Origin of the sequence: Pseudomonas sp. CCNWLW23 (assembly GCF_037095675.1) — a bacterium.
Taxonomy (GTDB): domain Bacteria; phylum Pseudomonadota; class Gammaproteobacteria; order Pseudomonadales; family Pseudomonadaceae; genus Aquipseudomonas; species Aquipseudomonas atacamensis.
Window position 1 is genome coordinate 55,216 of record NZ_JBAWKM010000018.1, and the last position, 11,747, is coordinate 66,962.

At 59.7% G+C, this 11,747-nt stretch carries 14 protein-coding genes and 1 pseudogene; 8 read left to right on the forward strand and 7 right to left on the reverse strand.

The genetic code is table 11. The features are described 5' to 3' along the window. Nucleotides 1-2: 2 nt before the first annotated feature. Nucleotides 3-641: a uracil phosphoribosyltransferase gene (gene upp / locus V8J63_RS20940; RefSeq protein WP_336464580.1), complete on the reverse strand. Its 639-nt coding sequence runs from the start codon at nt 639-641 to the stop codon at nt 3-5. A gap of 164 nt (nt 642-805) precedes the next feature. Here upp and V8J63_RS20945 point away from each other — a divergent pair, with 164 nt between their 5' ends. From V8J63_RS20945 to V8J63_RS20955, 3 genes are all read left to right on the forward strand, one after another. After that, nucleotides 806-1,363 (forward strand): hypoxanthine-guanine phosphoribosyltransferase, encoded by a 558-nt coding sequence (locus V8J63_RS20945; protein WP_016773231.1) that lies wholly within the window; start codon nt 806-808, stop codon nt 1,361-1,363. Nucleotides 1,364-1,542: 179 nt separating this feature from the next. Further along, nucleotides 1,543-2,022, forward strand: a complete 480-nt coding sequence (locus V8J63_RS20950) for a hypothetical protein (RefSeq protein WP_071173567.1) — start codon at nt 1,543-1,545, stop codon at nt 2,020-2,022. A 63-nt stretch (nt 2,023-2,085) separates the two neighbouring features. Next, the gene (locus V8J63_RS20955; RefSeq protein ID WP_123444169.1) at nt 2,086-2,373 is read left to right on the forward strand and encodes a PA4642 family protein; all 288 of its coding nucleotides are present in this window, start codon (nt 2,086-2,088) and stop codon (nt 2,371-2,373) included. A 105-nt stretch (nt 2,374-2,478) separates the two neighbouring features. Here V8J63_RS20955 and mqo read toward each other — a convergent pair whose 3' ends face one another. Both mqo and V8J63_RS20965 read right to left on the reverse strand, forming a co-directional pair. Next, a complete protein-coding gene (gene mqo, locus V8J63_RS20960; RefSeq protein WP_024014277.1) occupies nt 2,479-3,987 on the reverse strand; it encodes a malate dehydrogenase (quinone) in 1,509 nt (502 codons plus the stop codon). Nucleotides 3,988-4,691: 704 nt separating this feature from the next. Then, entirely contained in the window at nt 4,692-4,925 is a 234-nt protein-coding gene (locus tag V8J63_RS20965) for a hypothetical protein (RefSeq protein WP_016773235.1), read from the reverse strand. A 205-nt stretch (nt 4,926-5,130) separates the two neighbouring features. Between V8J63_RS20965 and V8J63_RS20970 the strand changes: the two genes are divergently transcribed. Further along, on the forward strand, nt 5,131-5,715 hold the full coding sequence (locus tag V8J63_RS20970; protein WP_024014276.1) for a YajG family lipoprotein: 585 nt from the start codon (nt 5,131-5,133) through the stop codon (nt 5,713-5,715). Between the two features lie 349 nt (nt 5,716-6,064). Here the strand turns inward: V8J63_RS20970 and V8J63_RS20975 are convergent, their stop codons facing one another. Then, nucleotides 6,065-6,271: a hypothetical protein gene (locus tag V8J63_RS20975; protein ID WP_095181665.1), complete on the reverse strand. Its 207-nt coding sequence runs from the start codon at nt 6,269-6,271 to the stop codon at nt 6,065-6,067. Between the two features lie 193 nt (nt 6,272-6,464). Between V8J63_RS20975 and V8J63_RS20980 the strand changes: the two genes are divergently transcribed. Further along, a complete protein-coding gene (locus V8J63_RS20980) occupies nt 6,465-6,743 on the forward strand; it encodes a hypothetical protein (protein WP_336464581.1) in 279 nt (92 codons plus the stop codon). Between the two features lie 130 nt (nt 6,744-6,873). Here V8J63_RS20980 and V8J63_RS20985 read toward each other — a convergent pair whose 3' ends face one another. Further along, the gene (locus tag V8J63_RS20985) at nt 6,874-8,037 is read right to left on the reverse strand and encodes a 1-acyl-sn-glycerol-3-phosphate acyltransferase (RefSeq protein WP_336464582.1); all 1,164 of its coding nucleotides are present in this window, start codon (nt 8,035-8,037) and stop codon (nt 6,874-6,876) included. A 141-nt stretch (nt 8,038-8,178) separates the two neighbouring features. Between V8J63_RS20985 and V8J63_RS20990 the strand changes: the two genes are divergently transcribed. The 3 genes from V8J63_RS20990 to V8J63_RS21000 are packed head-to-tail and all read left to right on the forward strand — an operon-like array spanning nt 8,179 to nt 9,290. Further along, nucleotides 8,179-8,361 carry a CPXCG motif-containing cysteine-rich protein gene (locus tag V8J63_RS20990; RefSeq protein WP_336464583.1) on the forward strand — a complete coding sequence of 61 codons (183 nt, stop codon included), beginning with the start codon at nt 8,179-8,181 and terminating at the stop codon, nt 8,359-8,361. Between the two features lie 9 nt (nt 8,362-8,370). After that, the gene (locus V8J63_RS20995) at nt 8,371-8,631 is read left to right on the forward strand and encodes a putative signal transducing protein (RefSeq protein WP_016773239.1); all 261 of its coding nucleotides are present in this window, start codon (nt 8,371-8,373) and stop codon (nt 8,629-8,631) included. Nucleotides 8,632-8,666: 35 nt separating this feature from the next. Next, nucleotides 8,667-9,290, forward strand: a complete 624-nt coding sequence (locus V8J63_RS21000) for an SOS response-associated peptidase (protein ID WP_024014271.1) — start codon at nt 8,667-8,669, stop codon at nt 9,288-9,290. A 204-nt stretch (nt 9,291-9,494) separates the two neighbouring features. On the opposite strand, the gene V8J63_RS27875 is transcribed toward V8J63_RS21000, so the two are convergent. Next, nucleotides 9,495-10,337 (reverse strand): methyl-accepting chemotaxis protein, encoded by an 843-nt coding sequence (locus tag V8J63_RS27875; protein WP_370593580.1) that lies wholly within the window; start codon nt 10,335-10,337, stop codon nt 9,495-9,497. A gap of 12 nt (nt 10,338-10,349) precedes the next feature. Beyond that, nucleotides 10,350-11,636, reverse strand: a pseudogene (locus tag V8J63_RS27880) (HAMP domain-containing protein); the annotation flags it as partial. Nucleotides 11,637-11,747 lie beyond the last annotated feature (111 nt).

Sequence of the window (11,747 nt, forward strand, 5' to 3'; positions counted from 1 at the left end):
GGTTACGCGTCCTTCTGCTTGGTGCCGAAGATCTTGTCACCGGCGTCGCCAAGCCCAGGAATGATGTAGCCGTGCTCGTTCAAACGTTCATCGATGGACGCGGTGTAGATGGTCACGTCCGGGTGCGCCTGTTCGACGACAGCAATGCCTTCCGGCGCGGCCACCAGGACCATGGCACGGATGTCGCGGCAACCGGCCTTTTTCAGCAGGTCGATGGTGGCAACCATGGAGCTGCCGGTGGCGAGCATCGGGTCGATGATCATCGCCAGACGCTCATCGATTTCCGGTACCAGTTTTTCCAGATAGGTGTGCGCTTGCAGGGTTTCTTCGTTGCGGGCAACGCCCACAGCGGAGACCTTGGCGCCCGGAATCAGGCTGAGCACGCCTTCGAGCATGCCGATACCGGCACGCAGGATCGGCACGACGGTGATCTTCTTGCCGGCGATCTTCTCCACCGACACGGTGCCGCACCAACCGGCAATGTCGTAGGATTCGAGCGGCAGATCTTTTGTAGCTTCATAGGTCAACAGGGCGCCGACTTCCTGAGCGAGCTCGCGGAAATTCTTGGTGCTGATGTCAGCGCGGCGCATCAGGCCGAGTTTATGACGGATCAGCGGATGGCGGATCTCGAGGATGGGCATGGGAAAGGCTCCGGCGGCGGGCAAAAAAACCGGCCTAGATTAATCTATCCGAGGGTGATGTCCTATAGGACATTCTGTACGTTAGTCCATAAGAGCTTGATTCGACCTCGCGGGATGCGTACCTTTGCCCGCTTTTCCAATTCCGCCAACCCCTGGAGAGCGCCATGTCCGCTGATCTCGAGCATATCCGTCAAATCATGCGAGAGGCTGACTGCCTGTACACCGAGTCTGAAGTCGAGGCGGCCATCGCCCGCGTCGGTGCACAAATCAACGAGCAACTGGCTGACAGCAACCCGGTGGTGTTCTGCGTGATGAACGGCGGCCTGATCTTCTCCGGCAAACTGCTGACGCATCTGCAATTCCCGCTGGAAGCGTCCTACCTGCACGCGACCCGTTATCGCAACGAAACCAGCGGCGGCGACCTGTTCTGGAAAGCCAAGCCGGAAGTCTCGTTCATCGACCGCGACGTGCTGATCATCGACGACATCCTCGATGAAGGTCATACCCTGGGCGCGATCATCGACTTCTGCAAACACGCCGGCGCACGCAAAGTGCACACCGCCGTGCTGATCGACAAGGACCACGACCGCAAGGCACGTCCTGACCTGAAAGCCGATTTCGTCGGCCTGCCGTGCATCGACCGCTACATCTTCGGTTATGGCATGGACTACAAAGGCTACTGGCGCAATGCCAACGGGATTTACGCCGTTAAAGGCATGTAAGAACCTGCATTGCCCCCTGTGGGAGCGAGCCCGCTCGCGAAGGCGTCGTGTCAGTCAGCATCATTGAAAACTGACACACCGCTTTCGCGAGCAGGCTCGCTCCCACAGTTGTTTTTGTGTGTGCTGATCCTTGCGCGACAGCCATGCTAGAGTGCTCGGCCCCGCCCCCGGAGCCTGTCATGCGCCTCTTGATCCGCAGTCTCGCCGCCCTGTTGCTGTCTCTCAGCCTGCCGCTGTCCGCCGCGCCGATGCACAGCCAGTTCCTGCCGCCGGACGATCTGACCCTGCGCGACGCTGAACCCGAGCAACAGCAACTGCTGCAGGTCAGCGAGTATTCGGTGGTGGTCGGTGCGCAGCGCCAGTCCAATCAGCAGCCGATTCCGGTCACCTCATCCTTGTTGATCCGCCTCAAAGGCAAATCGCTGAACAAGGGCGCGAGCATTTCTCAGGTGCTGGTGAGTTTCGACGGCGAGAGCAAAAGCCTGAAAAAGCCGGCCTACGATGACAAAAGCAAAACCCTGACGCTGTTCTATCCGCTCGCTCAGTACCGCGTGGTGATGGATCTGCTGCGCAACGACACGGTGTATGTACAGTTCCTCAGTTATGCCAATGGCCATATCTGGGCCGATTTGCACACCGGGGCGATTCGTCCGCGTTGAGCCGGGCGGTCGGGCAGGGGTAAACTGCCCGCCCCGTGTCATGTCTGCGAGCTGGAGTCGGCAATGCGTAAAGATAAGAAACAAGTGATTGGTGACGAGATCGGCGATGAGCAGATCAAGCTGTTCCTCGATTTTGAGCCGGTCGACGCCACTTCGCCGTCGCTGCACAAACTGATCAAGGCCTACCGCGGTTTGCGCATCGATGACTTCGAGCGCTTTCTGGGCTTCTTTGTTGCGGCGGGTTATGACGTCGATGGCGAGGATGAGCAGGGCAACACTTTCGTCAAATTGATCAAGGATCATCGCAACGCTGGCGACTACATCGAATTGATCAAGAAGGCTCGCACCTGAGGCCACCTCACTACAAAGGTTTGTAAGCCAGGATTATTGGTTCTTGCCTGGCCATAAAAAACGCCCCGCACTCAAGGAGTACGGGGCGTTTTTTATGCCGCAAGATCAAGCGAAGCTTGGTGTCTCGCTGCTTTCTTCAACCAGTTCCAGGGCGATGTTGTTCTGCGTGTTGATCTTGCGATACAGCGCAGCATCGGTTTCCAGAACCTTTTCACGGGCCGGGAAGATCTCCGCCAGTTTGCTTGCCCACTCGCCGGACGCCTTGGCCGGGAAGCATTTTTCGATCAGTTCGAGCATGATCGAAACGGTCACCGACGCGCCTGGCGAAGCGCCGAGCAGGGCAGCGAGGGAGCCGTCTTTCGCGGCGACCAGTTCGGTACCGAACTGCAGGATGCCGCCCTTTTTCGGATCCTTCTTGATGATCTGCACCCGTTGGCCGGCCACTTCCAGGCGCCAGTCTTCGGCTTTCGCCTGCGGGTAGAAACGGCGCAGGGATTCCAGACGCTGTTCCATCGACTGCATCACTTCGCTGACCAGGTACTTGGTCAGGTCCATGTTGTTTTTCGCCACCGCCAGCATCGGCCCGATGTTGCCAGCGCGCACCGACATCGGCAGGTCCATGAAGGAGCCATGCTTGAGGAACTTGGTGGTGAAACCGGCGTATGGCCCGAACAGCAGGGATTTCTTGCCGTCGACGACGCGAGTGTCGAGGTGCGGCACCGACATCGGTGGCGAACCCACGGCCGCTTGGCTGTAGACCTTGGCCTGGTGGTGCTTGACCACTTCCGGGTTGTCGCAACGCAGCCACTGGCCACTGATCGGGAAGCCGCCGAAGCCTTTGCTTTCTTCGATACCCGAAGCCTGCAGCAACGGCAGGGCCGCGCCACCGGCACCGAGGAAGACAAACTTTGCGTCGACTTCGCGGGTGTTGCCGTTGTTGACGTCCTTGATGCTGACGGTCCAGCCGGCGCCGTTACGCTTGAGGCCGGTCACGCGCTTGCAGTATTTGACCTGGGTGTCCGGAGCACTGCTCAAATGCTTGAGCAACTGATTGGTCAGGGCGCCGAAGTTGACGTCGGTGCCGTTCATCACGCGGGTGGCGGCGAGGACTTCGTCGGGCGAGCGGCCCGGCATCATCAGCGGCATCCACTCGGCCATCTTGCCTTTGTCTTCGGTGTACTCCATGTCGGCAAACGCGTGGTGCTTGCTCAGGACATTGAAGCGCTCCTTGAGGAACGACACACCGCTTTCGCCCTGAACGAAACTCAGGTGCGGAACCGGGCTGATGAAGGATTTGCACGAGCCGAACGTGCCTTTTTTGGTCAGGTACGACCAGAACTGCTTCGACACCTCGAACTGGGTGTTGATGTGCACGGCTTTCTTGATGTCGACGCTGCCATCGGCAGCCTGCGGAGTGTAGTTCAGCTCGCACAGGCCGGCGTGACCGGTACCGGCGTTGTTCCACGGATTGGAACTCTCGGCGGCGCCGGAATCCATCAGCTCGACGACTTCCAGCTTGATCGCGGGGTCGAGCTCTTTGAGCAGTACGGCCAGGGTGGCACTCATGATGCCGGCCCCTACCAGAACTACGTCGACTGCTTCGTTATGCGCCATTTAACGCGTCTCCCAAATCTGCAGCACCAAATTGTCGGCATGGCTGCCAGGCGTTCCAGGGCAGGTCAGTGGGCCCGGGCTATCCGTGGTCAGGTGGGCCATGTCCGAATCTTCGCAATTTTTCGCAACTTCGACGGATGCGTGCGGCCTGGTTTCAAGCGTTCCATGAACGCATTTTGACGCAGGGCTGGCAATTCGACTTATGGTCGAGTCATCCGTTTTCGTGCAACCAAATCCGTAGCGGACAGGCTTCAGGCTCCGATGTTCGAGGTATACCCGGTCCTGTGTCGTTGGGCTGTTTCAGACGCTAATGGTGCATGTTCAGACGCAAAACTATTCATTTGCTCGCCACACTCTTGTGAAGTTGTGAAAACCCGTTTTTTTCACGCTCTTTTGAAGACGTGAACCTCAAAAAAGGGCTGCCTTGGCCTGGCACCTGCCCGCTAGGGCAAAACAACGCGGTGGCCGAGCGAATGACAGCTCTGCAGATTCGCGAAAAGCGGGTTTTTGCCGGAAGAACAGGCAAGCGCGCCAACTTCACTCGATCTGTGTGGGCGGCTCTCTGTGGGCGATTTTGATGTCGATGCATGCGCATTGACGCTGTTGCGGGGCCCGATCAGGAGACGTCCTTATAATCGGGGGGAGATTGTAGCGAAGAAATGCGCGTAGTTGCTCGTGTTTAATGACTTTTATTAGGCATCCGGTCAGATGCTCAACTGCACCTGACCCCGTGCGCGCATTTGTCGCGGTACGACCCGGGCGCTGGCGGGCAGCGGCTGGTTCAACCAGGTCAGGCGGATTTCTTCAATTTCCACCCAGCCGTCGCCCATCGGTTGCAGGCTGCACTGCTTGAAGGCTTGGCAACGGCCGTTGCGGTCAAGAAGGGCAAAGCTGCGATGCAGCGGGCGTGGGGCGAACAGCGAGATCAGATAACGCATGGCAGAGTTCCTTGAAAGAGGACTGCTTTGAAGCTTGTCGGCAAGCCATGACGCCGCGGTGTATGGACGGTGAAGAATGTGTGACAGGAACCGCTTTCGGCGGGGCGTGTCAGACATTGCAGTATTCACTGTGCGGCGCTGGTTACGCGCAGTGGCCCACCGCTATACTGCCGGCCTGTTTGTGCCTGATTCTGGAGAGAAGAGCATGTTGCAACGCCTGTTGTTCGGTTTGATCACTGTCGCCGGTTTGACCCTCGCCGGCTGCGCCCACAGCCCGCAACAACTGAATCCGGAGCCGAAGCTGACCACGCAACTGCCAGCGGTCGGTCGCGGCCAGCCTGTCATCGTGCGTGTGGTCGACGGTCGTCCGTCGCCAACCCTCGGCACCCGTGGCGGTCTGTACCCGGAAACCAGCGCCATCACCGTACAGCGCGAGCAGATCCTGCCCAAGCTGCAGGCCCAGGCCGAAGCCGCCGTGCGTCTGCTCGGCTTCACCCCGACCACTAACGCACCCAACGCGCCGCAGCTGACCGTGACCCTGGCCGAGCTGAAATACCAGTCGCCGAAAGAAGGCATGTACGTGACCGAAGCGACCATCGGCGCGACCTTCCGCTCCGACGTGCAGAACGCCAACCGCCGTTACAGCGGCCGTTACGGTGCGTCGCTGGACCAGCGCTTCGGCATGGCGCCGAATCAGGAAACCAACACCAAACTGGTCAGCGATGTATTGAGCGATGCACTGACGCGTCTGTTCAAGGACCCGACCGTGGGGCAGGTGCTCGCTGAGTAAGTTTGCAGCGAATCTGAAAAAGCCCGGGGCCAGTGATGGTTCCGGGCTTTTTTGTGGATCTGAGATTTGTGTCGTATGGGAAATCGATTCCCCTCACCCCAGCCCTCTCCCGAGGGAGAGGGAGCCGATCGCGTGTGCTTCAAAACCTGAATTCGGCGCGGTATCTCATGTCGGCGTATCTACCGCAAACACCTCGGTCAGTCCCCTCTCCCGAGGAAGAGGGAGCCGATCGCGTGTGCTTCAAAACCTGAATTCGGCGCGGTATCTCAAGTCGGCGTATCTACCGCAAACACCTCGGTCAGTCCCCTCTCCCTCTGGGAGAGGGCTAGGGTGAGGGTGCTTTTGACGTTCAGGCAGCCTGAGAATAAAAATCGAGCACGCTCACGCCAGTCAGCAAATCGGTCTCGGGCAAGTCCGCATGTTGATGCCCGCCCAGCGCGCAATACACCAGCCAGTGCCGATCCTGCACGTTGAAGGCAAGGCTGCCGATCAGGCTTTGCTGGTCGTCGTAAGGAGTGATGAGGTACAGGCGATCCTGGTTTTCCGCGTGCAGCATGTCGCATTCCATTCGGGTTTCGAGGCGCGCAGGGTGAAGCATCCACGTGACGATGCCATGACACAGGACAGCCATCGGTCGATTGTCAGGTTATTTGTCGCAAAGGCTGGGGCAGGGCGTCAGGGTTTGGGTAGAATCCGCGCCGCGGTCGTCGGTCTGGCGTCTGCCACACCGGTTAAGTTCGAGGTCTGTGATGTCGCTGCACTTGATGACGCTGTTTACCGCCCATCCCGCCAAGTTGATCAACCTGCTGGCCTTGCTGCTGGCCTTTCCGGGCAGTTGGCTGCTGCACGCGACCCGCCGACGAGAGCAACGCGCCCAGGCCAGCCTCGCCGCCCAGCGCCAGGCGCAGCCGAATGCCGAGCCGATGCTCGATTGGGCGACGTTGCGCATCAACCGGTTTTTCTATCGTTTTGGTTTTGCTTGCCTGGGGCTTGCTTTGATCGTCTCCTGGATCAGCACCCGCTTCTGAAGCAATAGCAAACCTGTGGCGAGGGGATTTATCCCCGTTGGAGTGCGCAGCGCTCCCAGGTTTTTACCTGAGAAAAACAGGGCCTGCTGCGCAGTCCAGCGGGGATAAATCCCCTCGCCACAGCTGTTGCCTACAGCGGCAATCCAGCCTTGACCCGATACTGGTTGCGCACCGGCGTCGCATATTGCAGCACCAGGTACGGCCGATGCTCAGTGGGGCAGGCGTCCAGACGGCTTTGCCATTCATCCTGCGCCTTGGCCAGTTCGTCAGCCGGGAACACCTCGGCCGCGGTTGGCACATTCAGTTGCGGATCGGCATCCGCCCACTGCGCGTACGCCAGGTAATGCACCGGGAACAACCGGTAGCCGCCGAGAATCTGCTTGTCCATTTCGATCGCCAATTGCTTGGTGTCTTCGAACACCTCGGTGATCGGCGCGGCAAAGTTCACGTGGACCCGGCCCTTGTAGCCGGTGATGCCCTTGGCAATGCTCACGTCATCCTCGCCCGGCGCCTTGGCGTAGGTGCCGGTGGTGGCGCGGATGTAGAGTTCGCGGGCCTTGGCCTGATCGCACGGGTCGTACTCATAGCTGATCGACACCGGCGTCACGTTGAGCGAGCGGATCACTTCGCCGAACGGCTCGTCCTTGCGGCTCATGTGGAACATCTTGAGGATCGCCGACTCGGTGCGGTCGTCGCCGTCCTTCGCCCGACCTTCAGCCTGAGCAATCCAGATCGACGCGCAATCGTTGCGGATCGAGTGATTGATGTACGCCGACAGCAATTGATACGCAGCCATTTTCTCGCGACGGCCGGTGATCGAACGGTGGACGATAAAGCTCTTGTTCAAGCGCATCAGGTCACTGACAAACGGCTTCTGCAGCAGGTTGTCGCCAATCGCGATGCGCGGCGTCGGCAGGCCGGCGTGGTACACGGCGTAGTTGACGAAGGCCGGGTCCATGACGATATCGCGGTGGTTGGCGATGAACAGGTAGGCGCTGCCGGACTTGAATTGCTCGACACCGGTATACGTCACGCCGTCGGTGGCGCGCTCGATGGTGTGGTCGACGTAGAACTCGACTTTGTCCTGTAAGGTAGCCACGGAATTCACGTCGGCAAACTCACGACGCAGCCGATGGGCTATAAGAGGTTTGAGCATCCAGCCGAAGGCACCGGCAAAACGCGGGAAGCGGAAGTGGGTGAGGATATCTAGAAACGCCTTGTCGCCGAGCAGCCTTGCCAGTACCGCAGGTACTTCGCTGTCGTCGTAAGGTCGGATGGCATCGAATTCGCCCATCATGCTCTCTTGTTGGAAACGGCTAGGGTAAGTAAAGGGTTTGATCGAAAACCCGCGGGGCACGGTCTGAAAAGTAGCCAGACAAAAATAGCCCTGCAAATAGACCGGCGATTATACGCACAAGTCACTGGGGAGACCGCGATGCTGGAAAATGCACTGTATGAATGTCCGTATTGCGGTGAGGAAGTCGAGACCACTCTGGATTTGTCCGCTGGGGATCAGACGTATATCGAAGACTGCCAGGTGTGCTGTCGTCCGATCACCTTTGTCCTGCAGGTACATGAAGAAGAGTGGCATCTGGAAGTCTTCAGCGAAAAAGAGTGAGGGCCGCGTATGCAGCGCATCTACGAACCGGCGAACCTGATGGAGGGCGAAATGCTCAAGGGCATGCTTGCCACTGAGGGGATCGAAGCGCATCTGATCGGTCGTGATCTGGTGGGCGGTGCGGGTGAATTGCCGATCTTCGGCCTGCTCTGGCTGTCGGTGGATAACGATCAGGCCGAATACGCCCGCGAGTTGATCACCGCGTACAATGCCGCGCTGCCGTTGCCCGGCGACGAACCGGAAAGCTTTCCCGGCACGCTGGTCTGTTAGGCTGGCCTTCGTTTTATTCAGAGTCGTGTTGCCCCATGTGTGGACGTTATGCCCTGTTTCGCTGGAACCGCGAGTTCGCGGCCCTGCCAGGTTTTCCCGCCGATCAGCAGGCGCAGTGGAACATTTCCCCCAATGATTCGGTGTTGATGCTGCGTGCCGAAGAAGATGGCCAGCGCACGTTGGCCCGTGCGCGCTGGGGCCTGACGCCGCCGTGGCTGACCGATCTGTCGAAAACCCCTGCACACGCCCGCGCTGAAACTGTCGCAGAACAGCCGATGTTTCGTGAGGCCTTGCGCTTGCGTCGCTGCCTGCTGCCGGCCAACGGCTTCTACGAATGGCGTGGCACCCAGCGCAAGCGCCCTTACTGGTTGACGCCGGGGGAGGGCTCGTCGTTGTTTTTCGCCGCGATCTGGGAAGCGTATCCGGTGCAGGAACAGGTCTGGCTGAGCACGGCGGTGATTACTCAGTCGGCGGCGAGTCAGCGCCGGCCGTTGATTCTTGATGAAGCGGGGCAGGCTGCCTGGCTTGATCCCGAAACGCCGCTGCATGTGTTGCAGGGTTTGCTCGCCAGTGAACCGGCGGCGCTGCGCGAGCGGGTGCTGGCGAATCTGGTAAATGATCCGAAGTTGAATGGGCCGGAGTGTTTGACCCCGGCTTGATTTGCGTGGATCAAAGCCCCTCACCCCAGCCCTCTCCCGGAGGGAGAGGGAGCCGAATGGGGGATGCTTCAGAGGTACACCGACCTGAACGATCTGTTGTGAATCCATAATCGACTGTTTTTTTCAGGTCGATGTATAGCGCAAGACATCGCGGTCGGTCCCTCTCCCTCCGGGAGAGGGCTAGGGTGAGGGGCTCTTGATCTTTCAGACCTTGAACTGATTGATCAACCGCCGCTGCTGTTCCGCCAGTTTGGTCAACCCGGCGCTCGCCGAGCTCGATTCATCCGCACCGCCGGCCACTTCATTCGCCACCTGACCGATGTTGATCACATTGCGGTTGATGTCGTCGGCCACTGCACTTTGCTCTTCTGCCGCACTGGCGATCTGGGTGTTCATATCGTTGATCACCGACACGGCCTGAGTAATGGTCTCCAGCGCTTCGGCCGCTTTCGCCGCGTGTTGCACGCTTTCGTCGGTGCGGTTCTGGCTGTCTTCCATGACGCGCACGACATCGCGCGTGCCCTGTTGCAACTGCTGGATCATGCTCTGGATTTCTTCGGTGGCCTTCTGGGTTTTCTGCGCCAGATTGCGCACCTCATCCGCGACCACGGCAAAACCGCGACCCTGCTCGCCGGCCCGGGCGGCCTCGATTGCCGCGTTCAGTGCCAGCAGATTGGTCTGTTCAGCGATGCCGCGAATGGCGGTGAGGATGGCGTTGATGTTTTCGCTGTCCTTGGCCAGCGTCTGCACCACCTCGACAGCCTTGCCGATTTCCACCGCCAGTACGCCAATCGAATTCGAGGTGTCGCGCACGATCTGCATGCCCTGGCTGGCGGCCTGGTCGGCGTGGCTTGCCGCTTGTGCGGCCTGGGTGGCGTTGCGCGCCACGTCCTGGGCGGTGGCGGTCATTTCCTGCACCGCAGTCGCCACCTGATCGATTTCGGCCATTTGTTTCTGCACGCCGATGTTGGTGCGAATGGCGATGTCGGCGGTGTGTTCCGAGGAATCGCTGACGCTCTGCACCGAGGTCACCACTTGCGTAATCATCGCCTGCAACTTGGCGAGGAAGGTGTTGAAGCCTTTGGCAATCGAGCCCAGTTCATCGCTGCGGTCGCTGCTCAAGCGACGGGTCAGATCGCCTTCGCCCTGAGCGATGTCATCAAGCATGGCGACCATTTGCTTGAGTGGCCGCGCAATGCCGTGACCCACCAGCCAGATCACCAGCAGGCCGATGCCGGCGATGATCAGGCCGACCATGGCCATGCCGAAGGTGTCGGATTTGCGCTGGGCATCAAGATCAGCCTGGAGGTTTTGCAGATCGGCCATGACCGCGTTGAGCGGCAATTGCAGCATCAGTGTCCAGCGTGCGTCGGTCTGGCCGATGCCGAACGGCAGGTACAGTTCGATGCGGCCCTTGGCCTGATTCACCGAATAGGTGACCTCGTCGCGCTTGAGATTGGCGAGACTGCTGGCCTGTTCGGCGTCGAGGATGTCGCTGACTTTTTCACCAAATTTGCTCGAGTCCTTGGTGTAGGCAACGATCCGCCCGTTGCCGCCGACCAGAGCCATTTCACCGGCGCCGCTGTAAAGCTTCTGGTTGGCGGCGAGCAGCATGTCCTGAATGAAGTTCACCGAGAGGTCGGCGCCGACGATGCCCTGGAACGCGCCGTTGACCATGATCGGTTCAATGAACGAGGCGAGCATGACAATCTTGTCACCGACCTTGTACGGTGCCGGGTCGATCACGCAGGCTTTCTTCGTCTCTTTCGAGCACAGGTAGTACTCGCTGGCGCGCACCCCGGTGGACAGGGTTTTCTGATCGTCGACATCGGCCAGTTTGTCCACGCCCAGGCTGCCGTCGGTATTGCGGAACCACCACGGCAAAAAGCGCCCGGTGGCGGGGTCGATACCGACCACGGCGCTGCCGATGTAGGCCGCGTCATTGTGGTCCAGTGCGTTTTTTTCCCAGCCGATGTAGGTGCCGAGAACCTTCGGGTTCTTTTCGACGTTTTCCTTGATCAGGCTGATCAGTTGTTCGCGGCTGACGCTCAGGCGCGGCTGGCCATCGGTGCCGGTTGTGCCGAGCAGGGCGTTGACGCGCACCAGGCCGCCGGCAATCAGCAGCGGCGCTTCGAGTTCGCGCTGGATCTGGCTGACCTGGGTCTGCGCCAGCGAGGTCAGGCGCTGTTCGATGACTTGCTCGAACTGCGCCTGGGTGCGCTGTTGCACCATTTCTTGAGTGCGAGCGCCGGAGAACAGCGCGTACAGCACCAGCGCCGCGACCACGCTCAGAACGATGGCGCCGGCCAGGGCGGCGACGGAAAACTGGATCGACTTGAACTTCATGGGAGCTCCGCACGCAAGAGGACAATCTGCGAGGGATTTATCGGCGGGGTGTGGAGGGCCATGAGAGACGTTGGTCGGAATCGGCCCGCGATGTCGCTGATGGATCGGTGC

Coding starts and splice junctions, on each gene's coding strand:
- V8J63_RS20970 (WP_024014276.1), top strand. CDS start 5,131: ATGTTGCAACGCCTGTTGTTCGGTTTGATCACTGTCGCCGGTTTGACC.
- mqo (WP_024014277.1), bottom strand. CDS start 3,987: ATGGCGCATAACGAAGCAGTCGACGTAGTTCTGGTAGGGGCCGGCATC.
- V8J63_RS20950 (WP_071173567.1), top strand. CDS start 1,543: ATGCGCCTCTTGATCCGCAGTCTCGCCGCCCTGTTGCTGTCTCTCAGC.
- V8J63_RS20945 (WP_016773231.1), top strand. CDS start 806: ATGTCCGCTGATCTCGAGCATATCCGTCAAATCATGCGAGAGGCTGAC.
- V8J63_RS20980 (WP_336464581.1), top strand. CDS start 6,465: ATGTCGCTGCACTTGATGACGCTGTTTACCGCCCATCCCGCCAAGTTG.
- V8J63_RS20955 (WP_123444169.1), top strand. CDS start 2,086: ATGCGTAAAGATAAGAAACAAGTGATTGGTGACGAGATCGGCGATGAG.
- upp (WP_336464580.1), bottom strand. CDS start 641: ATGCCCATCCTCGAGATCCGCCATCCGCTGATCCGTCATAAACTCGGC.
- V8J63_RS20965 (WP_016773235.1), bottom strand. CDS start 4,925: ATGCGTTATCTGATCTCGCTGTTCGCCCCACGCCCGCTGCATCGCAGC.
- V8J63_RS21000 (WP_024014271.1), top strand. CDS start 8,667: ATGTGTGGACGTTATGCCCTGTTTCGCTGGAACCGCGAGTTCGCGGCC.
- V8J63_RS20985 (WP_336464582.1), bottom strand. CDS start 8,037: ATGGGCGAATTCGATGCCATCCGACCTTACGACGACAGCGAAGTACCT.
- V8J63_RS20975 (WP_095181665.1), bottom strand. CDS start 6,271: ATGCTGCACGCGGAAAACCAGGATCGCCTGTACCTCATCACTCCTTAC.
- V8J63_RS20990 (WP_336464583.1), top strand. CDS start 8,179: ATGCTGGAAAATGCACTGTATGAATGTCCGTATTGCGGTGAGGAAGTC.
- V8J63_RS20995 (WP_016773239.1), top strand. CDS start 8,371: ATGCAGCGCATCTACGAACCGGCGAACCTGATGGAGGGCGAAATGCTC.
- V8J63_RS27875 (WP_370593580.1), bottom strand. CDS start 10,337: ATGATTACGCAAGTGGTGACCTCGGTGCAGAGCGTCAGCGATTCCTCG.